Source organism: Klebsiella pneumoniae subsp. pneumoniae HS11286, assembly GCF_000240185.1.
GTDB lineage: Bacteria > Pseudomonadota > Gammaproteobacteria > Enterobacterales > Enterobacteriaceae > Klebsiella > Klebsiella pneumoniae.
In genome coordinates this window covers 122,458-145,665 of record NC_016845.1, presented here as the reverse complement: position 1 = coordinate 145,665, position 23,208 = coordinate 122,458, and the positions used below count along the sequence as shown (strand labels likewise).

The following is a 23,208-nucleotide window of genomic DNA, read 5'->3' as shown; positions in this document are numbered from 1 at the left end:
CCCGCCGACCAGGGAGCCTTCTGAACGATGAAGAGTATGAGCTCCACCTCGCTATATGCCGCCATTGATTTGGGCTCCAATAGTTTCCATATGTTGGTGGTGCGCGAGGTGGCGGGCAGCATCCAGACGCTGAGCCGCATTAAGCGTAAGGTTCGACTGGCCGCCGGCCTGAATAGCGACAACACCCTCTCCGCAGAAGCGATGGAACGGGGCTGGCAGTGCTTACGCCTGTTTGCCGAGCGCCTGCAGGATATTCCGCCGACGCAAATCCGCGTCGTGGCCACCGCCACGCTGCGTCTTGCCGTCAATGCGGGGGAGTTTCTGGCGAAAGCGCAGGAGATCCTCGGCACTCCAGTGCAAGTGATCAGCGGCGAAGAAGAAGCGCGCCTGATTTACCAGGGTGTCGCCCACACCACCGGCGGCGCCGATCAGCGCCTGGTGGTCGATATCGGCGGCGCCAGCACCGAGCTGGTGACCGGGACCGGCGCACAAACAACCTCGCTGTTTAGCCTGTCGATGGGCTGTGTCACCTGGCTTGAACGCTATTTTGCCGACCGTAGTCTGACGAAAGAGAATTTCGATCTCGCCGAAGCGGCTGCGCGCGAGGTGCTACTGCCCGTCGCCGATGTGCTGCGCTATCACGGATGGAAAGTGTGCGTTGGCGCCTCCGGCACCGTTCAGGCTCTGCAGGAAATTATGATGGCGCAGGGGATGGATGAACGAATCACCCTCGCCAAACTCCAGCAGCTTAAACAGCGCGCTATCCAGTGCGGACGTCTGGAAGAGCTGGAGATCGAAGGCTTAACCCTTGAGCGGGCGCTGGTGTTTCCTAGCGGGCTGGCGATCCTGATCGCTATCTTCAGCGAACTGAATATTCAGTGTATGACCCTCGCGGGCGGCGCGTTACGCGAAGGCCTGGTGTACGGCATGCTGCATCTCTCCGTTGAGCAGGACATCCGCAGCCGCACGCTGCGTAATATTCAGCGTCGTTTTATGATCGACACAGAACAGGCCCAGCGCGTCGGCGGCCTTGCCAGTCATCTGCTCAGTCAGTTGGATGGCAGCTGGGAGCTGGATCCGCTAAGCCGTGATTTACTCCTTAGCGCCTGTGCGCTGCATGAGATTGGGCTGAGCGTGGATTTTAAGCGCGCGCCGCAGCACGCCGCCTATCTGGTCAATAACCTCGACCTGCCGGGCTTTACCCCGGCGCAGAAGAAGCTGATTGCCACGCTGCTCCTTAACCAGACTAACGCTATCGACCTCTCTTCGCTTCATCAACAGAATGCCGTCCCACCGCGGGTGGCTGAGCATCTGTGTCGTCTGCTGCGACTGGCTATCCTGTTTGCCAGCCGGCGGCGCGACGATCTGTTGCCCGCCATTCAGCTGACCGCTCAAGACGAACAACTGACGCTGATATTGCCGGGAAACTGGCTGGATGAACATCCGCTGGGTCGGGAGATGGTCGATCAGGAGTGTCAGTGGCAAAGCTACGTCCACTGGATACTTCGGGTCGCCAGCGGCGATACGCTGAAATAATATCCAGCCAGGAGGGCGGATGCGGGAAGAACTGGATTTCAAATCGCTACGCTTTTTCTCTGCGCTCTACCGCTTGGGCAATGTTTCCCCAGCGGCTGACGCGCTCGATATCAGCCAGCCCACCGGCAGCCTTTTGCTGAAAAAACTACGAGATCATTTTGCTGACCCGCTGTTTGTCCGGGTCGGGCAGCGGATGATCCCGACGCCGCGAGCGGACGCGATCGCCCCCACCATCTCGACTCTTCTCCAGCTTGCCGATAACGATTTAGCGGTCAAACCTGAATTTCTTCCCCAGCAGAGCCAGCGTAATTTTACGATCGGTATGACCGATATCAGCCAAATGACGCTGCTGCCTTTATTGCAAATTGCGCTCCAGCAGCAGGCGGCGGACGGGATCACCTTTACGGTACAGAATCTGGATGAGCAGACCCTCAACGCCCTCGAATCCGGGAAATGCGATCTCGCGATCGGCTATCTGACGCAGCTTCCGGAAAGCGTCTACCAGCAACATCTCTTCGATCAATCATATGTCTGCCTGGCTGCGGAAAACCATCCTCGCATTCGCGCACAGCTCCGCGCCGAAGACTGGCGCCAGGAAAAGCATCTGGCGATCCGCGTGGAGGGGACTGCCCATGGCGATATGGATAAGCTGCTTGATGAGCACCACATGCCCCGGCGCATTGCGCTAACGTTACCAAGTTTTTTAGGTACCGGTGAGCTGGTGGCCGAAAGCGATATGATTGCCGTCGTCCCGGAACAGGTGGCGCGGCATATCACCCGGCGCTATCCCTGCCGCAGCTGGCCGCTGCCTTTTCCCCTCGCCAAAATCGCCATCCGTCAGGTCTGGCATCAGCGGCTGCACCGCGATCCCGGACATATCTGGCTACGCTCGCTGATCGCTACGCTTGCCGATCCCGCACAGCAGAGTACTTCTATTAAAATCTAAGTAACAAAATACGCCCGTGTATTGGTTTTATTAATAACCCCTATTACGTTTGGTTTATTGCTGGTAATACGTGAAAGCTTTTATTCTCCTCGCATCAAGCCACACTGACTCATATCGCAAGGAAAATATCATGCGCGGAAAAATTGCTTTAGAAGAACACGTATCCACTCCTGAAAATAACCGTCTGTGGGATTCATCTGGTGAAGCAGGTCGTAACGGCACAGAATATATGAAAGATGTTGAACGCCGCCTGCTGGATCGCAGCATTCAGCTGGAAGAAATGGCGCAGCGTCATATTGATCATGTAATTCTTTCTCTGACTTCACCTGGCGCCCAGTCTATTTTAGATAAAGCCAAAGCCGTCTCTTTTGCCCGCGATACCAACGATTTTATCGTTGAGAATTATGTTAAGCCAAATCCGGACAAATTCAGCGCCTTCGCCACCCTGGCATTGCAGAACCCGGAAGCCGCGGCGGAAGAGCTGGAGCGCGCCGTGAAAAAGTTAGGCATGAAAGGTGCGCTGATCAACGGCTACACCAACGTTAAAGATAGCGAGCATGGCCTGTATCTTGATGACGAATCCATGCTGGTATTCTGGGATAAGGTCAACGAGCTGAACGTGCCTGTCTATCTGCATCCTCGTGAACCGCTGGAAGGCCCGGCGCGTGGCATCTATACCGGTTACGAAAGCCTGATCGGCTCTGCCTGGGGCTTCGCTCAGGAAACGGCAGTGCATGCTATTCGTCTGATGATGAGCGGTCTGTTCGATCGTTATCCTAACCTCAATCTGGTGCTGGGTCACCTCGGCGAAGGGCTGGTACATATGCTGCCGCGCACTCAACATCGTCTCTATCGTCAGCGTTTCGGCTGCGGTTTGGGTAAAGCGGAAAAACCGTTAATGCACTACCTGCAGAATAACTTCATCGTTACCACCAGCGGCCATTTCAATACCCATTCACTGAATAATGCTATTGAAGTCATGGGCGCCGATCGCGTGATGTTCTCTGTCGATTATCCGTATGAAGATATTCATCAGGCCTGCGACTGGTTTGATCCTTTAGAACTTGAAGCAGGCCTGAAAGAGAAAATCGCCTGGGGTAATGCCAGCCGCGTATTTAACATTAAATAATTAATTTAAATATTTCAGGGCCTGTATATTCAGGCCCTGATTTTTATTAGGGAAAATAAATTATGGCTATAGGTATATTTGTCTGTAGCGGCTCGCTTCTCGTTGGTGCGCTGGCGGGCGCTTCACTGAATCGTTTTATTCCGGAACATTTCAAAAAAACCTTACCGTTGATCGCCGGACTGATCTCAATCAGTATGGGCATATTCTTTGTCAATAAATTGCATAACCTGCCGCCGATTGCCCTGGCTATTATTGTCGGCACGATTATCGGCGGCCTGTTGAATATTGAAAAATGGATTGAACGAGCCGGAACAACGCTGCGCAGCCCCATTGAACGTATCTTTCCGGCGCAGTCCAGCGCCAGCGTCGGTGCGGAAGATTTTATGAATCAGTTTATCGCCGTGCTGATCCTGTTCTGCGCCAGCGGTACCGGCATCTTCGGCGCCTTAACCGAAGGGATGACCGGCGACCCGACCATTCTGCTGACCAAGTCGATCCTCGACTTTTTTACTGCCGCGATTTTCGCCTCCACGCTGGGGTATATCATCACCGTGATCTTTATTCCCCAGCTGATTGTTTTCGTTATCCTGTTTTTCGCGGCAACCTTTATCATGGCGTTAATCAATCCGTCGATGATCGCCGACTTCACCGCCTGCGGCGGCATCATTATGCTGGCGACCGGTTTCCGTCTGTGCGGGATCCGTGCCTTCCCTACCGCCAATATGCTGCCCTCGCTAATACTGGTGATGCCCTTCTCCGCCGCCTGGCAGCAGTTTATCGCCTGAGACGCTAAGCTTTTTTCGCCTTTGCCAGCATCGCCCGAATATTAGCTACGTTGGCCTGGCCTTTTTGCATCCGCTCTTCAGGCGTAATGGTTTTGCGTGCCTGCTCCCAGATAAGGTCGTCCTGAGGTAGCTCCAGCAGAAAACGACTCGGTTCAGGACGCACCAGCTCGCCATATTGCCGGCGCTCCTTACAGAGCGTAAAGGTCAGCTCTTTCTGCGCACGGGTGATGCCAACGTAGGCTAACCGTCGCTCTTCATCGACGTTATCTTCATCAATGCTGCTTTGGTGCGGCAGCAATCCCTCTTCCATTCCCACCAGATAGACGTAGGGGAACTCCAGCCCCTTTGACGCATGGAGAGTCATCAGCTGCACCTGATCCAGCTCTTCATCCGATTCGCCGCGCTCCATCATGTCGCGCAGGGTAAAGCGGGTGACCACCTGGGTCAGGGTCATCGGCTCATCGATTTCGCTGCCTTCCAGCATCTCGGTCATCCAGGTAAACAGCTGGTTGACGTTTTTCATGCGCATTTCCGCGGCTTTCGGGCTGGGCGAGGTTTCATACAGCCAGGATTCGTAGTCGATCCCGCGAATCAAATCGCGCACGGCGTTGACCGGCTCGCGTTCGGCCAGCTGCTGGATCTCGCGTAGCCAGTGGGTGAAGCGGGTAAGGGATTCATAGCCGCGCCCGGTCAGCGTCTGGCTGAGACCCATATCAAAGCTGGCGGTGAACAATCCTTTGTTGCGGCCCATCGCCCACTCACCGAGCTTTTGCAGCGTCGCCGGGCCGATCTCGCGCTTCGGCGTGTTGACGATACGCAGGAAGGCGCTGTCGTCGTCCGGGTTGGTCAGCACGCGCAGATAGGCCAGCAGATCTTTAATTTCCGGACGCGAAAAGAACGACGTGCCGCCGGAGATTTTGTACGGGATGCGGTTCTGCATCAGCATCTTTTCAAAGACCCGCGACTGGTGATTGCCGCGATAAAGGATCGCGTAGTCTTTGTAATTGGTTTTATTAATGAAGTGGTGGGCGATCAGCTCCCCGGCCACGCGCTCCGCTTCATGATCTTCATTGTTGGCGGAGAGCACTTTCAGCTCTGCGCCATATCCCAGTTCGGAGAACAGCCGCTTTTCAAAGACGTGAGGGTTATTAGCGATCAAAATGTTGGCGGCTTTCAGAATACGCCCGGATGAGCGGTAGTTCTGCTCAAGCTTGATCACCCGCAGCGCCGGGAAGTCCTGGCTGAGCAGCACCAGGTTCTGCGGCCGCGCGCCGCGCCAGGAGTAGATCGACTGGTCGTCATCGCCCACCACGGTAAAGCGCGCCCGCTGACCCACCAGCAGTTTCACCAGCTCATACTGGCTGGTATTGGTATCCTGATACTCATCCACCAGCAGGTAGCGGATCTTATTTTGCCAGCGCTCGCGCACCTCCTCGTTGCGCTGCAGCAGCAGCGTTGGCAGCAGGATCAGATCGTCAAAATCGAGGACATTGCAGGCCTTCATGTGCGCGTCGTATAGCCCATAGCAGTGGGCGAAAATACGATCCCGTTCGCCTTTCGCGCCAGCGGCGGCCTGCGCCGGGGTTTTTAGATCGTTTTTCCAGTTGGAGATCGTCGAGATCAGCTGCTGAAGCACCACTTTGTCATCTTCGATCAATCCTTCGGTCAGTTCCTTAAGCAGCGCCACCTGGTCGGTATCGTCGAATAAGGAAAAGTTAGACTTCATACCCAGCGCAGCGTATTCGCGCTTAATGATATCCAGCCCCAAAGTGTGGAAGGTGGAAATCATCAGGCCACGCGCCTCTTTGCGCCCCAGCGTTTGCCCAACGCGCTCTTTCATCTCGCGCGCGGCTTTGTTGGTAAAGGTCACGGCCGCGATATGGCGCGCCTGATAGCCGCAGCCGCGGATCAGGTGGGCGATTTTATTCGTAATAACGCGGGTCTTACCGGAACCGGCGCCCGCCAGCACCAGGCACGGTCCGGTGACGAATTCGACGGCTTGTTGTTGGCCAGGGTTTAAACGCATGGGAGTCTTGCTCAATCTTCGAACGGGGTGGGGATTGTAGCAGAAAGCGGAGCCGAGATTTACTGACTGATGGTAAAGTGTCAGCCACACAAACCATCCTGAGAATGATGTCATGGCAAAAAGCGCAGCGGCCCTGCATATCCTGGTCAAAGAAGAGAAACTGGCGCTGGAGATCCTCGCCAAACTGGAGCGGGGCGTCAGCTTCGATCATCTGGCGAAACGCTATTCTAAATGTCCGTCTGGCCGCAACGGCGGCGACTTAGGCGAGTTTCAGCAAGGCGCGATGGTCGGTCCGTTTGATCAAGCCGTCTTCAGCTGTCCGCTGCTCAAACCCTATGGCCCGGTGAAAACCAAATTCGGCTACCACATCATCAAGGTGCTGTATCGCCGCTAGCGCGTGATACTATGGCGCCCTGATTTATCCCAACTCACTCAAGGCGCAATCATGGCTAAAACCGCGGCAGCACTGCATATCCTGGTAAAAGAAGAGAAACTGGCGCTCGATCTGCTCGAGCAGCTCAAAAACGGCGCCGATTTCGGCAAGCTGGCAAAGAAACACTCCATTTGTCCGTCAGGCAAACGCGGCGGCGATCTGGGTGAGTTCCGCCAGGGCCAGATGGTACCAGCCTTCGATAAAGTGGTCTTCTCCTGCCCTGAACTGGAGCCAACCGGCCCGCTGCATACCCAGTTCGGCTACCACATCATCAAAGTGCTGTACCGGAAATAATAAAAAAACCCGGGGATCTTAATCTCCGGGTTTTTGCCTGATGGCGCTTCGCTTATCAGGCCTACTAAACAAATCCATGCCTCTATGGATTTCGGCTTGCCGGAAGGCGGCAAGGAAGTACATCCCCAGGAACAAAGATTACTATGTGACTGGGGTGTACGTACCGTAGCCAACGCATCGGCAAGTCGAAAGACGACGAGGAATTAGCCGGCTACCGCGATACGCTTCATATCGGTCATATAACCGCGCAGTTTCTTACCAACCTGCTCGATAGCGTGGCTGCGAATCGCTTCGTTCACATCGCGCAGCTGCGCGTTATCTACCGCGCCTTCGGCAATCGCTGTGCCCAGGTCGCCGGTCTGCAGGGTGGTCATGAACTCTTTCAGCAGCGGTACGCAAGCGTAAGAGAACAGGTAGTTACCATATTCAGCGGTATCGGAAATAACCACGTTCATCTCATACAGACGCTTACGGGCGATGGTGTTGGCGATAAGCGGCAGCTCATGCAGTGATTCGTAGTAAGCAGACTCTTCGATGATGCCGGAGGCCACCATGGTTTCGAAGGCCAGCTCAACGCCCGCTTTCACCATCGCGATCATCAGAACGCCTTTATCGAAGTACTCCTGCTCGCCGATTTTGCCTTCATATTGCGGCGCGGTTTCGAAGGCGGTTTTGCCGGTCTCTTCACGCCAGGTCAGCAGTTTCTTATCATCATTCGCCCAGTCCGCCATCATACCGGAGGAGAATTCGCCGGAGATGATGTCGTCCATGTGTTTCTGGAACAGCGGCGCCATGATCTCTTTCAGCTGCTCGGACAGCGCATAAGCGCGCAGTTTCGCCGGGTTGGAGAGGCGATCCATCATCAGGGTGATGCCGCCCTGCTTCAGCGCTTCGGTGATGGTTTCCCAGCCGAACTGAATCAGTTTTTCTGCATACGCCGGATCGGTACCTTCCGCCACCAGCTTGTCGAAGCACAGCAGAGAACCCGCCTGCAGCATGCCGCAAAGGATGGTTTGCTCGCCCATCAGGTCAGATTTCACTTCCGCCACGAAGGAAGACTCCAGCACGCCCGCGCGGTGGCCGCCTGTCGCCGCAGCCCATGCTTTGGCAATCGCCATGCCTTCGCCTTTCGGGTCGTTTTCCGGGTGTACCGCGATAAGCGTCGGTACGCCGAAACCGCGTTTGTACTCTTCACGCACTTCGGTGCCCGGGCACTTCGGCGCCACCATCACCACGGTGATGTCTTTACGGATCTGCTCGCCCACTTCCACGATGTTGAAGCCGTGGGAGTAACCCAGCGCTGCGCCGTCTTTCATCAGCGGCTGTACGGAGCGCACAACGTCTGAGTGCTGTTTGTCCGGCGTCAGGTTAACCACCAGGTCGGCCTGCGGGATCAGCTCTTCATAAGTGCCGACTTTGAAGCCGTTTTCAGTCGCTTTACGCCAGGAGGCGCGCTTCTCAGCGATCGCTTCTTTACGCAGCGCATAGGAGATATCCAGGCCGGAGTCACGCATGTTCAGACCCTGGTTCAGGCCCTGTGCGCCGCAGCCGACGATGACCACTTTTTTACCCTGAAGGTAGCTTGCGCCATCGGCGAATTCGTCGCGCGCCATAAAGCGGCATTTGCCCAGCTGTGCCAGCTGCTGGCGCAGGTTCAGTGTATTAAAGTAGTTAGCCATGTCTGTAACTCCGTGATGTTGTGTCGTGCTTATTGTTCGGTTCGCTTTTGCGAGAATGAACTTACTATATGACAGGAATTTTATTGCGGAAATTGATATATTCACAACGTCACGTTGCATTTTATGAAATACAAAACCGGGGAGTACGCGCCGTGGATTTACGCGATCTGAAAACCTTTCTGCATCTGGCGGAAAGCCGCCATTTTGGCCGCAGCGCGCGGGCCATGCACGTCAGCCCGTCGACGCTTTCGCGCCAGATCCAGCGTCTGGAAGAGGACCTCGGCCAGCCGCTGTTCGTGCGAGATAATCGCACGGTGACCCTTACCGAAGCCGGGGAAGAGTTACGTACCTTTGCCCAACAGACTTTATTGCAGTATCAGCAGCTTCGTCACGTCATCGATCAGCAGGGCCCTTCGCTCTCCGGCGAGCTGCACATCTTCTGCTCTGTCACCGCCGCCTATAGCCATCTGCCGCCGATTCTCGACCGCTTTCGCGCCGCGCACCCCTCGGTGGAGATCAAGCTCTCGACCGGCGACGCCGCCGACGCTATGGAGAAGGTCGTCACCGGCGAAGCCGACCTGGCGATTGCCGGTAAGCCGGAGACTCTGCCAGGGTCGGTGGCGTTTTCGATGCTGGAGAACCTCGCCGTGGTGTTAATTGCCCCGGCCCTTCCCTGCCCGGTGCGCAACCAGGTGACCGTCGAGCGCCCCGACTGGTCGACAGTGCCCTTTATCATGGCCGACCAGGGGCCGGTACGTCGGCGCATCGAGCTGTGGTTTCGGCGGCATAAAATCAGCAATCCGTCGATCTACGCCACCGTCGGCGGGCACGAAGCGATGGTGTCGATGGTCGCCCTGGGATGCGGCGTGGCGCTGCTGCCGGAAGTGGTGCTGGAGAACAGTCCGGAACCGGTACGCAACAGGGTGATGATCCTGGAGCGCAGCGATGAGCAAACGCCGTTTGAGCTGGGCGTTTGCGCACAAAAAAAGCGGCTGCATGAGCCGCTTATTGATGCTTTCTGGAAAATTCTTCCCAACCACTAACCCGCGAGGAAAAAGCGGAATGCCGGGTTATGCGTTTCGTCGTGGCACTCATAGCCCAGCTCATTGAGACGAGTTTCAAAGTCCGGCTCGTGCTCGCCCAACTCGAAGGCCGCCAGTACCCGACCATAGTCAGTGCCGTGGCTGCGGTAGTGGAACAGTGAAATATTCCAGTGGGTGCCAAGGGTATGCAGGAATTTCAGCAGCGCCCCCGGCGATTCCGGAAACTCGAAGCTGAACAGCCGCTCCTGCAGCGCTTTTGACGGCCGGCCGCCGACCATATAGCGCACATGCAGCTTAGCCATCTCATCATCAGAGAGATCCACCACGCTGTAGCCGCCGTCGTTCAGTAACTGGAGGATCTCTTTCCGCTCTTCCAGGCCACGACTCAGGCGTACCCCGACAAAAATACAGGCGTCTTTGGCATCGGCAAAGCGGTAGTTGAACTCCGTCACTGAGCGGCCCCCCAGTAGCTGGCAAAACTTCAAAAAGCTACCTTTCTCTTCCGGGATCGTCACCGCCAGCAGCGCTTCCCGCTGTTCCCCGAGCTCGCAGCGCTCGGACACGTAGCGCAGGCCATGGAAGTTGACGTTGGCCCCGGACAGAATATGAGCCAGACGCTCGCCGCGGATGTTATGCTGGGCGATATACTTTTTCATCCCCGCCAGCGCCAGCGCGCCGGAAGGCTCCGCCACCGCCCGCACATCTTCGAACAGATCCTTCATCGCCGCGCAGATAGCATCGCTATCGACGGTGATGATATCGTCCAGATACTCCTGGCATAAACGGAACGTTTCATCGCCGATGCGTTTGACCGCCACGCCTTCGGCAAACAAGCCGACGCGCGGCAGATCCACCGGATGGCCTGCGTCCAGCGCCGCCTTCAGGCAAGCAGAATCTTCCGCCTCCACCGCGATCACTTTGATCTGCGGCATCAGTTGCTTGATCAGCACCGCCACGCCCGCTGCCAGACCGCCGCCGCCCACCGGGACGAATACGCGGTCAATATGGGCATCCTGCTGCAGCAGCTCCAGCGCCAGGGTTCCCTGTCCGGCGATGACCATTGGGTGATCGAACGGCGGCACCCAGGTAAAACCCTGCTGTTGCGCCAGCTCAATCGCTCTCGCCTTCGCTTCGTCAAAGTTGGCGCCGTGCAGCAGCACTTCGCCGCCAAAGCCGCGAACGGCATCGACTTTGATATCGGCGGTCGCTACCGGCATCACGATCAGCGCCTTAACGCCCAGCCGCGATGCGGAAAACGCCACGCCCTGGGCATGGTTGCCCGCCGAAGCGGTGATCACCCCGTGGGATTTCTGTTCGGCAGTCAGGCTGGACATCATCGCGTAAGCGCCACGCAGCTTAAAGCTGTGTACCGGCTGGCGATCTTCACGCTTCACCAGAATAACGTTATCCAGCCGCGACGAGAGCTTATCCATTTTTTGCAGCGGCGTTTTCTGCACCGCTTCATAAACCGGCGCGCGCAGCACTGCTCTCAGGTACTCGGCGCCCTCAGGGGCGCCGGACAAGGGTTGTGAATCCGCCATGATTAGCCACCCAGCTTGGATTTATCGCGTACCGCGCCTTTGTCGGCGCTGGTCGCCAGGCTGGCGTAGGCGCGAAGAGCAAAGGAGACCTGACGCTGGCGATTCTTCGGCGTCCACGCCTGGTCGCCACGCGCTTCCTGGGCTTCACGACGCGCCGCAATTTCCGCATCGCTCAGCTGCAGCTGGATGCTGCGGTTCGGAATATCAATCGCGATCATGTCGCCATCTTCAATGAGCGCAATGTTGCCGCCGCTCGCCGCTTCCGGAGAGACGTGGCCGATAGAGAGCCCTGAGGTGCCGCCGGAGAAACGGCCATCGGTGATCAGCGCGCACGCTTTGCCCAGCCCCATCGACTTCAGGAAGCTGGTGGGGTAAAGCATTTCCTGCATCCCCGGCCCGCCTTTCGGCCCTTCGTAGCGGATCACCACGACGTCGCCTTCCACGACTTTACCGCCGAGGATAGCCTCAACTGCATCGTCCTGGCTCTCATATACTTTCGCCGGACCGGTAAATTTCAGGATGCTGTCGTCCACGCCGGCGGTTTTCACGATACAACCGTTTTCCGCGAAATTGCCGTACAGCACCGCCAGGCCGCCGTCCTTGCTGTAAGCGTGTTCCAGAGAACGGATACAGCCTTCGGCGCGATCGTCATCCAGGGTATCCCAGCGGCAGTCTTGCGAGAACGCCTGGGTGGTACGAATGCCCGCCGGGCCGGCGCGGAACATTTTTTTCACCGCGTCGTCCTGGGTCACCATCACATCGTACTGTTCCAGGGTCTGCGGCAGCGTCAGGCCAAGGACGTTTTTGACCTCGCGATTCAGCAGCCCGGCGCGGTCCAGCTCGCCCAGAATGCCCAGCACGCCGCCGGCGCGATGCACATCTTCCATATGGTATTTCTGCGTGCTCGGCGCCACCTTACACAGCTGCGGCACTTTGCGGGAGAGCTTATCGATATCGCTCATGGTGAAGTCGATTTCAGCTTCCTGCGCCGCCGCCAGCAGGTGCAGAACGGTATTGGTGGAGCCGCCCATGGCGATATCCAGCGTCATAGCGTTCTCAAAGGCCGCCTTGCTGGCGATATTGCGCGGCAGCGCGGAAGCGTCATCCTGCTCGTAATAGCGTTTGGTCAGCTCCACGATACGTTTCCCGGCGTTTAGGAACAGCTCCTTACGATCGGCGTGGGTCGCCAGCAGAGAGCCGTTGCCCGGTTGTGACAGGCCCAGCGCTTCGGTCAGGCAGTTCATGGAGTTCGCCGTGAACATCCCGGAACAGGAGCCGCAGGTCGGGCAGGCGGAGCGTTCCACCTGATTACTCTGCTCGTCGGACACTTTCGGATCCGCCCCCTGAATCATCGCATCCACCAGGTCAAGCTTGATGATTTTATCTGACAGCTTGGTCTTCCCGGCTTCCATCGGGCCGCCGGAAACAAAGATCACCGGAATATTCAAACGCAGGGAGGCCATCAGCATCCCCGGGGTGATTTTGTCGCAGTTGGAGATACAAACCATGGCATCAGCGCAGTGGGCGTTAACCATATACTCCACCGAGTCGGCGATCAGCTCGCGGGATGGCAGTGAATAGAGCATACCCCCGTGGCCCATAGCGATCCCATCATCCACTGCGATGGTGTTGAATTCTTTGGCCACGCCACCGGCGGCTTCAATCTGCTCGGCAACCAGTTTGCCGAGATCGCGCAGGTGCACGTGCCCGGGGACAAACTGGGTAAAGGAGTTAACGACGGCGATAATCGGTTTGCCGAAATCGGCATCGGTCATTCCGGTTGCGCGCCACAACGCGCGGGCGCCCGCCATATTGCGGCCATGTGTGGTGGTGGCGGAACGGTACTTAGGCATGCTCTTTTTACTCCCATCTGTGTTTATTAAATGGGACGGTGCGTGCCGTCCCATTTTTAATTACTTACTTACCGGATCCAACCAGCCCCATTTATCTTCTGTTTCACCGGTGAAGAGGCCAAAGAAGGCTTCCTGAATGCGTTTGGTTACCGGACCGCGACGGCCTGCGCCGACCTGGATGCCGTCCACGCTGCGTACCGGGGTGATTTCCGCCGCAGTGCCGGACATGAAGACTTCATCCGCCAGATACAGGGATTCACGGGACAACACCTGCTCGCGGACTTCGATACCAAGATCTTTCGCCAGCTTGATAATGGCGTCGCGGGTAATGCCCGGCAGCGCGGAAGAGGTAAACGGCGGGGTGAACAGTACACCGTCCTTCACTTCAAACAGGTTTTCCCCTGCGCCTTCGGAGATATAGCCGTTAACATCGAGGGCGATACCTTCCTGATAGCCATGGCGACGCGCTTCACTGCCAACCAGCAGCGAGGAAAGATAATTACCACCGGCTTTCGCTGCCGTCGGGATAGTGTTCGGCGCCGCGCGGTTCCAGGAAGAGACCATTGCATCGATCCCCTGCTCAAGCGCTTCTGCGCCGAGGTAGGCTCCCCATGGGAACGCCGCGATGATCACGTCAGTGTTGTAACCCGGAGGCGGGTTTACCCCCATGCCGACATCGCCAACAAACACCAGCGGACGGATATAAGCGCTGGTCAGATTATTGGTTCGAATGACTTCGCGGCAGGCTTCCATCAGTTCGTCGACGCTCTGGGAGACCGGGAAACGATAAATTTTGGCTGAATCATGCAGACGCTGCATATGTTCGCGATGACGGAACACCACCGGGCCTTTGTGCGAGTCGTAGCAACGGATCCCCTCGAATACCGAGGTACCGTAGTGCAGCGCATGGGACATCACATGAACTTTCGCTTCGCCCCACGGAACCATCTCGCCATTGAACCAAATGTAATCAGCTTTTTTCGTCGTCATTTTTCTTCCTTTGCGCTCAGGCGCGGATTTGTTGTGATGTGGGTTGCTGGATCTCGACGCAGGCAACGTCGACCAGTTTGCTTAATTGACTAAACAGTAATTCGACGGGCCGCGGGCTGGCAACGGTCAATTCGATATTTATGTTCTGTGCGTCCGGCGCGGTTTCCATGTTCATTGCGCAGATGTGGAAACCCCGGTGGCGGACAACGCGCAGCACGCGCTCTAAGGTTTCCGGGTTGAAACGTGCCTGTAAAGCGACCTGATGTTGCATCATGATAATTTCTCCAGCATTTCAGAGTTACTGGCGCCGGGCGGCACCAACGGCCAGACATTCTCAAGTTCGTCGATTGAGACATGAAGCAGGTATGGCCCCTGGCTCGAAAGCATGGTGTCGAGTGCCGCTTCAACCTGGTCTTTACGGGTGATGTGTTGGCCAGGAATACCGAAGGCGCTGGCCAGCGTGAGGAAATCAGGGTTATCAGTCAGAGTGGTTTCGCTATAACGTTCCTGGAAAAACAGCTGCTGCCATTGTCGAACCATCCCTAACCGCTGGTTGTCGAGTAACACGATCTTCAGCGGTAACTGCTTGCGTTTAACGGTGCCCAGCTCCTGTACATTCATCATGAAGGAGCCGTCACCGGAGATACAGATCACCGTATCGTTAGGGCGCGCCACCTGGGCGCCAACGGCGGCCGGCAGGCCAAAGCCCATGGTGCCTAAGCCACTGGAGGTGATAAAGTTTTCCGGGCGGGTATAGGTCATATGCTGAGCCGACCACATCTGGTGCTGGCCAACGTCGGTGGTCACCACGCTGTCCGCCGGCTTGCGGTCGGAAAGCTGCTTCAGCAGCAGCGGCGCGTAGATTGCCTCACCGGGATGATCGTAACGCCAGGCATGCTCGGCACGCAGTGCGGCACTCCGCTCGCGCCAGCCATCGATAGCTAACGGCTGCTGCAGCGCCGGCAGCAGGCAGTTCAGATCGCCTGTCAGACCGATATGCGCCTGACGCAGCTTGTTCAGCTCCGCCGGATCGATGTCCATGTGGATCACTTTGGCATGCGGTGCGAAGGTATTGAGCTTACCGGTTACGCGATCGTCAAAGCGCGCGCCGACGGCGATCAGCAGATCGCACTCCTGTACCGCCAGGTTGGCCGCCTTAGTGCCGTGCATTCCCAGCATGCCGAGATAATAGGGATAATCAGCATCCACCACGCCCAGCCCTTTCAGGGTGCAGGTTGCCGGCATCCTGGTCACCGCCAGGAATTCGCGCAAAGCCGGTACCGCCTGCGCCATGCCGACCCCGCCGCCAACATACAGCATCGGTTGCTGCGATTGGGCCAGCATCTGCAGAGCCTGCGCCACTTCCGCCTGCGGAAATGCCATCTCATCGGCGACGGTAGAGAAATGGGGATCGAGGTCGCCCTGCGCCATCTGAATATCCTTAGGGATATCAACCAGCACCGGACCTGGACGGCCTGAGTTTGCCACCTGGAAAGCCTCGGCAATAACCCGCGGCAGTTCGTCCAGAGACTGCACAAGGAAACTGTGCTTAGTACAGGCCAGTGACAAACCGAGAACATCTACTTCCTGGAACGCATCCGTGCCGATGAAGGGTGCGGCCACCTGGCCGGTGATAGCTACGATGGGAATAGAGTCAAGCAGGGCGTCCGCCAGGCCGGTGATCAGATTGGTCGCGCCCGGGCCGGACGTCGCGATACACACCCCGGTTTTACCGGTTGCTCGCGCATAACCAATGGCCGCCATGGCTGCCCCTTGCTCATGCCGGCACAGCAGGTGCTCCACGCCGCCGTCATACAGTGCATCGTAAACCGGCATAATTGCGCCACCCGGATAGCCAAAAACTGTGTCGACTCCCTGTGTCCGCAAAGCATGTACCACCCACTGCGCGCCATTCATAGTTAGTTCCCCGTCATAAATCGGGAGAAACAGAATTTTATGCTAAAAGTCATCATCTGCTCCTCGCTTAGGTTATTTCAGTTATAAAAAAACCCCCGGACCTTTCGGTGCGGGGGTCTTAGTTCGTTAAGGCTTGATTTCTAAGCCTTTCCTCGTCCAAGTGCAGCCCCGCACGGTGGGATAATAATCACCACCACGCTAATCACGACCAGGCTAATCACTCGTAGAAGGGCTGTCATTTTCTATACTTTCTGGCTTCTTGTTCGAAGGAATACCTAAAGAGTTACCACAGACATCACATAAAGCACAAGATTTTTTTATATCTTCGTTGCTGATCAGCCTAACGGTTTCAATAAAAATAATTGTTTTATATGAAAAAAATCAAAAATGAAAAAAATTCAGTTTTCTCACCCCTGCCGCGCTCTTCGGCGCCCTCTTTGCCAACATAGCTCTGTTTTGCGATCAAACGTCCATTTTCGGCTAAATGTAACGATGTGCCGCGAAAAGTATGGATACGCAGTTCTAAATTCGCACTTTTTCCATTCTCGCTTTACGTCATGCCAACCATAATTCTTCTCTGTCCAGGAGGTTTTATGTCGCTCGCTATCGTCTATACTCGCGCGGCGCTCGGTATCGAAGCGCCATTGATTACCGTTGAGGTTCATCTCAGCAACGGTCTTCCTGGTCTAACTATGGTCGGGCTGCCGGAAACCACCGTGAAAGAGGCCCGCGACCGAGTCCGCAGCGCCCTGATCAACAGCGGCTACGCTTTTCCTGCGAAGAAGATAACCATTAACCTGGCGCCAGCGGATCTGCCCAAAGAAGGCGGACGATACGATCTGCCCATCGCTCTCGCGCTTCTCGTTGCCTCAGAGCAGCTCAACACGACGCGACTGAATCAATATGAGTTTGTGGGCGAACTCGCCCTTACAGGTGGGTTACGAGGCGTTCCAGGGGCGATCCCCAGCGCAATGGAGGCCATCAAAGCCGGCCGGCGCATTGTCGTCTCCTCTGACAATGCGGCGGAGGTCGGCCTGATCGGCGGCAGCGATTGTCTGGTCGCCGACCATCTGCAAGAGGTTTGCGCATTTCTTGCGGGGCAGACATCGCTTTCGCCGCCTCTCGCCGAGGCGCCTGCTCGGGATGAACGCTACGAAGATCTGCTCGATGTTATCGGCCAGCAGCAGGGCAAACGAGCGCTGGAGATTGTGGCCGCCGGTGGTCACAACCTGCTCCTGATAGGCCCGCCCGGGACCGGGAAAACCATGCTAGCCAGCCGACTCCCCGGTCTCCTGCCGCCATTAAGCAATCAGGAAGCGCTGGAGAGCGCGGCCATACAGAGTCTGGTCAACCTCCACACCGCAAAGACGCGGTGGCGTCAGAGGCCGTTCCGCGCCCCCCACCATAGCGCCTCGCTGGCAGCGATGGTGGGCGGCGGCTCGATACCGGTCCCCGGTGAGATTTCCCTGGCCCATAATGGCGTGCTGTTTCTTGATGAACTGCCGGAGTTTGAGCGGCGGGTACTGGATGCGCTACGCGAACCTATTGAGTCAGGCAAGATCCACATATCACGCTCGCGCGCCAAAATTGACTATCCGGCGCGCTTTCAGCTTATTGCAGCGATGAATCCAAGCCCGACAGGACATTATCAGGGTAAACATAATCGTGCATCGCCGGAGCAGACATTGCGCTACCTTGGACGCCTGTCAGGCCCCTTCCTCGACCGCTTCGATCTTTCCTTAGAGATCCCATTGCCGCCGCCAGGAATACTGAGTCAGGGCTCGCAGGGCGAAGAATCGAGCGCAACGGTCCGGCAGCGGGTGCTGGCGGCGCGTGAACGACAAATGCTCAGGCAAAATAAACTCAATGCCCATCTTGAGAATCGTGAAATGAAGAACTGCTGTCGCTTAAGGCGGGAGGATGCTGTCTGGCTGGAACAGACGCTAACGCAGCTGGGGCTTTCTATTCGCGCCTGGCAGCGTCTGTTAAAGGTTGCGAGAACCATTGCCGATCTGGCAGAGGTTGAAGAGATTGAACGCTGTCATTTGCAGGAGGCGCTCAGCTATCGGGCAATAGATCGGATGCTCAACCATCTGCAGAAAATGATGGCGTAAAAAAAGGGCTTACGCCCTTTTTTCTTAGTCATCGCTTTCGGTGTAATCGTCAGCGCCTTCCATCTGCGGTTTGCCGCCGGACAGAGTATGGAAACGCTTCGGCCGCTTGATACGCGCCATATACTTAATCCATACGCGTTCTGCTTCCGTCACCGGCTCACGTTCACCACGGCACACCGAGACAAATTGTTTTTCATCTTCGGTAACAGGTTCGCGCTTACCCAGTTCCAGTTCGTTAAAGGCATAACCATGACGTTCCAGCAGTTGCGCCTCTTTGATGGTGAAATCACCGTGACGGGAGAACCCGCGTGGATAATTTTTATTGTCGAAAAAACGATTAGTCGTCGTAAAGCTTTCCGCCATCCTACACGCTCCTGATTCTTTGGCCGAGCTATTTATGGCGCGGAGTATTAGTTACGCTTGACAGAGCGTCAAACAAAACATTTAAATCATCACGACAAATAATTTTGTGGAGAACGGTGTGGATACGGAATTGCTCAAGACTTTCCTGGAAGTGAGTAGAACTCGTCACTTTGGGCGAGCAGCAGAGGCGCTTTACCTGACACAGTCAGCAGTCAGCTTTCGTATTCGTCAGCTGGAAAATCAACTTGGTGTGAATCTGTTCACCCGTCATCGTAATAACATCCGCCTGACGACTGCCGGCGAAAAGCTCCTCCCCTATGCCGAAACGCTCATGAATACCTGGCAGGCTGCGCGCAAGGAGGTGGCACACTCTTCGCGACACAATGAATTCTCCATTGGGGCCAGCGCCTCCCTGTGGGAATGTATGCTTAACAGCTGGCTCGGTACCCTCTACAGCGCACCTTACAATCTCCAGTTTGAAGCCCGTATCGCGCAGCGGCAGTCGTTGGTTAAACAGCTTCACGAACGCCAGTTGGATCTGCTGATCACCACCGAATCGCCGAAGATGGATGAATTAAGCAGCCAGCTGTTGGGTAATTTTACTCTTGCCCTGTATTGCGCATCGCCTGCAAAAAACAGAAATGAATTGAATTACTTGCGCCTTGAATGGGGGCCTGATTTTCAGCAAAACGAAGTGGGACTGATAGGAAGCGATGATGTTCCGCTGCTCACTACCTCTTCAGCTGAACTGATCTATCAGCAATTATCGCGCCTGAACGGCTGCTGTTGGCTACCTGCTCGCTGGGCGAAAGAGAAGCATGGGTTACATACGGTCATGGACAGCGCTACGTTATCCCGTCCACTTTATGCGATCTGGTTACAAAATAGCGATAAGCAGGCGCAGATCCATGAGATCCTGAAAAACCCTATTCTGGAATAAACGCTACTCTCCATGGACGGAGATCAGCAAGGTATTTTCGTCGGGGATATTGCCAATGGAGATTAGAGATAAAAAAAAATCCTTTGCCTGAGCAAAGGATTCTTATAAATGGCAGGGGCGGAGAGACTCGAACTCCCAACACCCGGTTTTGGAGACCGGTGCTCTACCAATTGAACTACGCCCCTAAAATTTTCTTACCACTAAGCCTGCTATTTGAGCAGGCTTAATGTTAAATAAGTGGCGGAACGGACGGGACTCGAACCCGCGACCCCCTGCGTGACAGGCAGGTATTCTAACCGACTGAACTACCGCTCCACCGAATTTCTTCGCTTTATTACCACCAGTTGTCACCCCGGCTTACTGCAATTTGATGCCTGGCAGTTCCCTACTCTCACATGGGGAGACCCCACACTACCATCGGCGCTACGGCGTTTCACTTCTGAGTTCGGCATGGGGTCAGGTGGGACCACCGCGCTAGTGCCGCCAGGCAAATTCTGTTTTATCAACACGTCTCACCGACGTATCGATTAATCTGTATCAGAGCTGAAAATTCTCTCAATCCGCCAAAACATCTTCGGCGTTGTAAGGTTAAGCCTCACGGTTCATTAGTACCGGTTAGCTCAACGCATCGCTGCGCTTACACACCCGGCCTATCAACGTCGTCGTCTTAACGTTCCTTCAGGAGACTTATAGTCTCAGGGAGAACTCATCTCGGGGCAAGTTTCGTGCTTAGATGCTTTCAGCACTTATCTCTTCCGCATTTAGCTACCGGGCAGTGCCATTGGCATGACAACCCGAACACCAGTGATGCGTCCACTCCGGTCCTCTCGTACTAGGAGCAGCCCCCCTCAATTCTCCAGCGCCCACGGCAGATAGGGACCGAACTGTCTCACGACGTTCTAAACCCAGCTCGCGTACCACTTTAAATGGCGAACAGCCATACCCTTGGGACCTACTTCAGCCCCAGGATGTGATGAGCCGACATCGAGGTGCCAAACACCGCCGTCGATATGAACTCTTGGGCGGTATCAGCCTGTTATCCCCGGAGTACCTTTTATCCGTTGAGCGATGGCCCTTCCATTCAGAACCACCGGATCACTATGACCTGCTTTCGCACCTGCTCGCGCCGTCACGCTCGCAGTCAAGCTAGCTTATGCCATTGCACTAACCTCCTGATGTCCGACCAGGATTAGCTAACCTTCGTGCTCCTCCGTTACGCTTTGGGAGGAGACCGCCCCAGTCAAACTACCCACCAGACACTGTCCGCAACCCCGGTCAGGGGCCAACGTTAGAACATCAAACATTAAAGGGTGGTATTTCAAGGTTGGCTCCACGCAGACTGGCGTCCACGCTTCAAAGCCTCCCACCTATCCTACACATCAAGGCTCAATGTTCAGTGTCAAGCTATAGTAAAGGTTCACGGGGTCTTTCCGTCTTGCCGCGGGTACACTGCATCTTCACAGCGAGTTCAATTTCACTGAGTCTCGGGTGGAGACAGCCTGGCCATCATTACGCCATTCGTGCAGGTCGGAACTTACCCGACAAGGAATTTCGCTACCTTAGGACCGTTATAGTTACGGCCGCCGTTTACCGGGGCTTCGATCAAGAGCTTCTCCTTACGGATAACCCCATCAATTAACCTTCCGGCACCGGGCAGGCGTCACACCGTATACGTCCACTTTCGTGTTTGCACAGTGCTGTGTTTTTAATAAACAGTTGCAGCCAGCTGGTATCTTCGACTGGTCTCAGCTCCATCCGCAGGGACTTCACCTACACACCAGCGTGCCTTCTCCCGAAGTTACGGCACCATTTTGCCTAGTTCCTTCACCCGAGTTCTCTCAAGCGCCTTGGTATTCTCTACCTGACCACCTGTGTCGGTTTGGGGTACGATTTGATGTTACCTGATGCTTAGAGGCTTTTCCTGGAAGCAGGGCATTTGTTACTTCAGCACCGTAGTGCCTCGTCATCACACCTCAGCCTTGATTATCCGGATTTGCCTGGACAATCAGCCTACATGCTTAAACCGGGACAACCGTCGCCCGGCTAACATAGCCTTCTCCGTCCCCCCTTCGCAGTAACACCAAGTACAGGAATATTAACCTGTTTCCCATCGACTACGCCTTTCGGCCTCGCCTTAGGGGTCGACTCACCCTGCCCCGATTAACGTTGGACAGGAACCCTTGGTCTTCCGGCGAGCGGGCTTTTCACCCGCTTTATCGTTACTTATGTCAGCATTCGCACTTCTGATACCTCCAGCATGCCTCACAGCACACCTTCGCAGGCTTACAGAACGCTCCCCTACCCAACAACACATAGTGTCGCTGCCGCAGCTTCGGTGCATGGTTTAGCCCCGTTACATCTTCCGCGCAGGCCGACTCGACCAGTGAGCTATTACGCTTTCTTTAAATGATGGCTGCTTCTAAGCCAACATCCTGGCTGTCTGTGCCTTCCCACATCGTTTCCCACTTAACCATGACTTTGGGACCTTAGCTGGCGGTCTGGGTTGTTTCCCTCTTCACGACGGACGTTAGCACCCGCCGTGTGTCTCCCGTGATAACATTCTTCGGTATTCGTAGTTTGCATCGGGTTGGTAAGTCGGGATGACCCCCTAGCCGAAACAGTGCTCTACCCCCGAAGATGAGTTCACGAGGCGCTACCTAAATAGCTTTCGGGGAGAACCAGCTATCTCCCGGTTTGATTGGCCTTTCACCCCCAGCCACAAGTCATCCGCTAATTTTTCAACATTAGTCGGTTCGGTCCTCCAGTTAGTGTTACCCAACCTTCAACCTGCCCATGGCTAGATCACCGGGTTTCGGGTCTATACCCTGCAACTTAACGCCCAGTTAAGACTCGGTTTCCCTGCGGCTCCCCTATACGGTTAACCTTGCTACAGAATATAAGTCGCTGACCCATTATACAAAAGGTACGCAGTCACACCCGAAGGTGCTCCCACTGCTTGTACGTACACGGTTTCAGGTTCTTTTTCACTCCCCTCGCCGGGGTTCTTTTCGCCTTTCCCTCACGGTACTGGTTCACTATCGGTCAGTCAGGAGTATTTAGCCTTGGAGGATGGTCCCCCCATATTCAGACAGGATACCACGTGTCCCGCCCTACTCTTCGAGTTCACAGCCTGTGCATTTTGGTGTACGGGACTATCACCCTGTACCGTCGGACTTTCCAGACCGTTCCACTAACACACAAGCTGATTCAGACTCTGGGCTGCTCCCCGTTCGCTCGCCGCTACTGGGGGAATCTCGGTTGATTTCTTTTCCTCGGGGTACTTAGATGTTTCAGTTCCCCCGGTTCGCCTCGTTAACCTATGTATTCAGTTAACGATAGTGTGACGAATCACACTGGGTTTCCCCATTCGGACATCGCCGGTTATAACGGTTCATATCACCTTACCGACGCTTTTCGCAGATTAGCACGTCCTTCATCGCCTCTGACTGCCAGGGCATCCACCGTGTACGCTTAGTCGCTTAACCTCACAACCCGAAGATGTTTCACTTCTGATTGCGAAAATTTGAGAGACTCGAACACACATTAACTGTGTGTCGTTTCAATTTTCAGCTTGATCCAGATTTTTAAAGAGCAAAACTTCGCAGTGCACCTTTTCAGG

The 23,208-nt window shown here is 55.6% G+C and carries 18 protein-coding genes and 2 rRNA genes; 10 read left to right on the top strand and 10 right to left on the bottom strand.

The annotated features are described in order from the left end of the window. Positions 1 to 27 precede the first annotated feature (27 nt). The 4 genes from KPHS_01270 to KPHS_01240 all read left to right on the top strand — a co-directional run bounded on the left by KPHS_01270 (position 28) and on the right by KPHS_01240 (position 4,396). Positions 28 to 1,536 carry a guanosine pentaphosphatase gene (locus KPHS_01270; protein YP_005224427.1) on the top strand — a complete coding sequence of 503 codons (1,509 nt, stop codon included), beginning with the start codon at positions 28 to 30 and terminating at the stop codon, positions 1,534 to 1,536. A 19-nt stretch (positions 1,537 to 1,555) separates the two neighbouring features. Beyond that, on the top strand, positions 1,556 to 2,482 hold the full coding sequence (locus tag KPHS_01260; RefSeq protein YP_005224426.1) for a putative LysR family regulatory protein: 927 nt from the start codon (positions 1,556 to 1,558) through the stop codon (positions 2,480 to 2,482). Positions 2,483 to 2,612: 130 nt separating this feature from the next. Beyond that, on the top strand, positions 2,613 to 3,611 hold the full coding sequence (locus tag KPHS_01250; protein ID YP_005224425.1) for a putative amidohydrolase 2: 999 nt from the start codon (positions 2,613 to 2,615) through the stop codon (positions 3,609 to 3,611). A gap of 62 nt (positions 3,612 to 3,673) precedes the next feature. Next, on the top strand, positions 3,674 to 4,396 hold the full coding sequence (locus KPHS_01240; protein ID YP_005224424.1) for a putative transport protein: 723 nt from the start codon (positions 3,674 to 3,676) through the stop codon (positions 4,394 to 4,396). A gap of 4 nt (positions 4,397 to 4,400) precedes the next feature. Here KPHS_01240 and KPHS_01230 read toward each other — a convergent pair whose 3' ends face one another. After that, the gene (locus tag KPHS_01230; protein YP_005224423.1) at positions 4,401 to 6,422 is read right to left on the bottom strand and encodes an ATP-dependent DNA helicase Rep; all 2,022 of its coding nucleotides are present in this window, start codon (positions 6,420 to 6,422) and stop codon (positions 4,401 to 4,403) included. A 112-nt stretch (positions 6,423 to 6,534) separates the two neighbouring features. On the opposite strand from KPHS_01230, the gene KPHS_01220 reads away from it, so the two are divergent. Next, on the top strand, positions 6,535 to 6,816 hold the full coding sequence (locus KPHS_01220; RefSeq protein ID YP_005224422.1) for a peptidyl-prolyl cis-trans isomerase C: 282 nt from the start codon (positions 6,535 to 6,537) through the stop codon (positions 6,814 to 6,816). 51 nt (positions 6,817 to 6,867) lie between these two features. Then, positions 6,868 to 7,149: a peptidyl-prolyl cis-trans isomerase C gene (locus KPHS_01210; RefSeq protein ID YP_005224421.1), complete on the top strand. Its 282-nt coding sequence runs from the start codon at positions 6,868 to 6,870 to the stop codon at positions 7,147 to 7,149. A gap of 203 nt (positions 7,150 to 7,352) precedes the next feature. On the opposite strand, the gene KPHS_01200 is transcribed toward KPHS_01210, so the two are convergent. After that, positions 7,353 to 8,828, bottom strand: coding sequence for a ketol-acid reductoisomerase (locus KPHS_01200; protein ID YP_005224420.1), 1,476 nt, complete (start codon positions 8,826 to 8,828; stop codon positions 7,353 to 7,355). 152 nt (positions 8,829 to 8,980) lie between these two features. On the opposite strand from KPHS_01200, the gene KPHS_01190 reads away from it, so the two are divergent. Next, positions 8,981 to 9,871 (top strand): transcriptional activator protein, encoded by an 891-nt coding sequence (locus KPHS_01190; RefSeq protein YP_005224419.1) that lies wholly within the window; start codon positions 8,981 to 8,983, stop codon positions 9,869 to 9,871. On the opposite strand, the gene KPHS_01180 is transcribed toward KPHS_01190, so the two are convergent. From KPHS_01180 to KPHS_01140, 5 genes are read right to left on the bottom strand one after another with little or no spacing between them, the layout of a single operon-like run. Then, entirely contained in the window at positions 9,868 to 11,355 is a 1,488-nt protein-coding gene (locus tag KPHS_01180; protein YP_005224418.1) for a threonine dehydratase, read from the bottom strand. The two genes, KPHS_01190 and KPHS_01180, sit on opposite strands and share 4 nt — an antisense overlap. Positions 11,356 to 11,414: 59 nt before the next feature. Further along, a complete protein-coding gene (locus KPHS_01170; RefSeq protein ID YP_005224417.1) occupies positions 11,415 to 13,265 on the bottom strand; it encodes a dihydroxy-acid dehydratase in 1,851 nt (616 codons plus the stop codon). Positions 13,266 to 13,325: 60 nt separating this feature from the next. Continuing rightward, positions 13,326 to 14,255 (bottom strand): branched-chain amino acid aminotransferase, encoded by a 930-nt coding sequence (locus tag KPHS_01160; RefSeq protein ID YP_005224416.1) that lies wholly within the window; start codon positions 14,253 to 14,255, stop codon positions 13,326 to 13,328. Positions 14,256 to 14,271: 16 nt separating this feature from the next. After that, entirely contained in the window at positions 14,272 to 14,529 is a 258-nt protein-coding gene (locus KPHS_01150; RefSeq protein YP_005224415.1) for an acetolactate synthase 2 regulatory subunit, read from the bottom strand. Continuing rightward, entirely contained in the window at positions 14,526 to 16,172 is a 1,647-nt protein-coding gene (locus tag KPHS_01140) for an acetolactate synthase 2 catalytic subunit (RefSeq protein YP_005224414.1), read from the bottom strand. Before KPHS_01140 ends, KPHS_01150 begins: the two co-directional genes overlap by 4 nt. 259 nt (positions 16,173 to 16,431) lie before the next feature. On the opposite strand from KPHS_01140, the gene KPHS_01130 reads away from it, so the two are divergent. Then, positions 16,432 to 16,563, top strand: coding sequence for a hypothetical protein (locus tag KPHS_01130; protein ID YP_005224413.1), 132 nt, complete (start codon positions 16,432 to 16,434; stop codon positions 16,561 to 16,563). A 202-nt stretch (positions 16,564 to 16,765) separates the two neighbouring features. Continuing rightward, positions 16,766 to 18,286: a putative 2-component regulator gene (locus KPHS_01120; protein ID YP_005224412.1), complete on the top strand. Its 1,521-nt coding sequence runs from the start codon at positions 16,766 to 16,768 to the stop codon at positions 18,284 to 18,286. 24 nt (positions 18,287 to 18,310) lie between these two features. On the opposite strand, the gene KPHS_01110 is transcribed toward KPHS_01120, so the two are convergent. Next, entirely contained in the window at positions 18,311 to 18,649 is a 339-nt protein-coding gene (locus KPHS_01110) for a DUF413 domain-containing protein (RefSeq protein YP_005224411.1), read from the bottom strand. 118 nt (positions 18,650 to 18,767) lie between these two features. Here KPHS_01110 and KPHS_01100 point away from each other — a divergent pair, with 118 nt between their 5' ends. Continuing rightward, on the top strand, positions 18,768 to 19,589 hold the full coding sequence (locus KPHS_01100) for a transcriptional regulator HdfR (protein ID YP_005224410.1): 822 nt from the start codon (positions 18,768 to 18,770) through the stop codon (positions 19,587 to 19,589). Positions 19,590 to 19,960: 371 nt separating this feature from the next. Here the strand turns inward: KPHS_01100 and KPHS_r00050 are convergent. Together KPHS_r00050 and KPHS_r00140 are read right to left on the bottom strand one after the other, a co-directional pair. Then, positions 19,961 to 20,075, bottom strand: a 5S ribosomal RNA gene (locus tag KPHS_r00050). A gap of 98 nt (positions 20,076 to 20,173) precedes the next feature. Beyond that, a 23S ribosomal RNA gene (locus KPHS_r00140) occupies positions 20,174 to 23,072 on the bottom strand. Between the last annotated feature and the right edge of the window lie 136 nt (positions 23,073 to 23,208).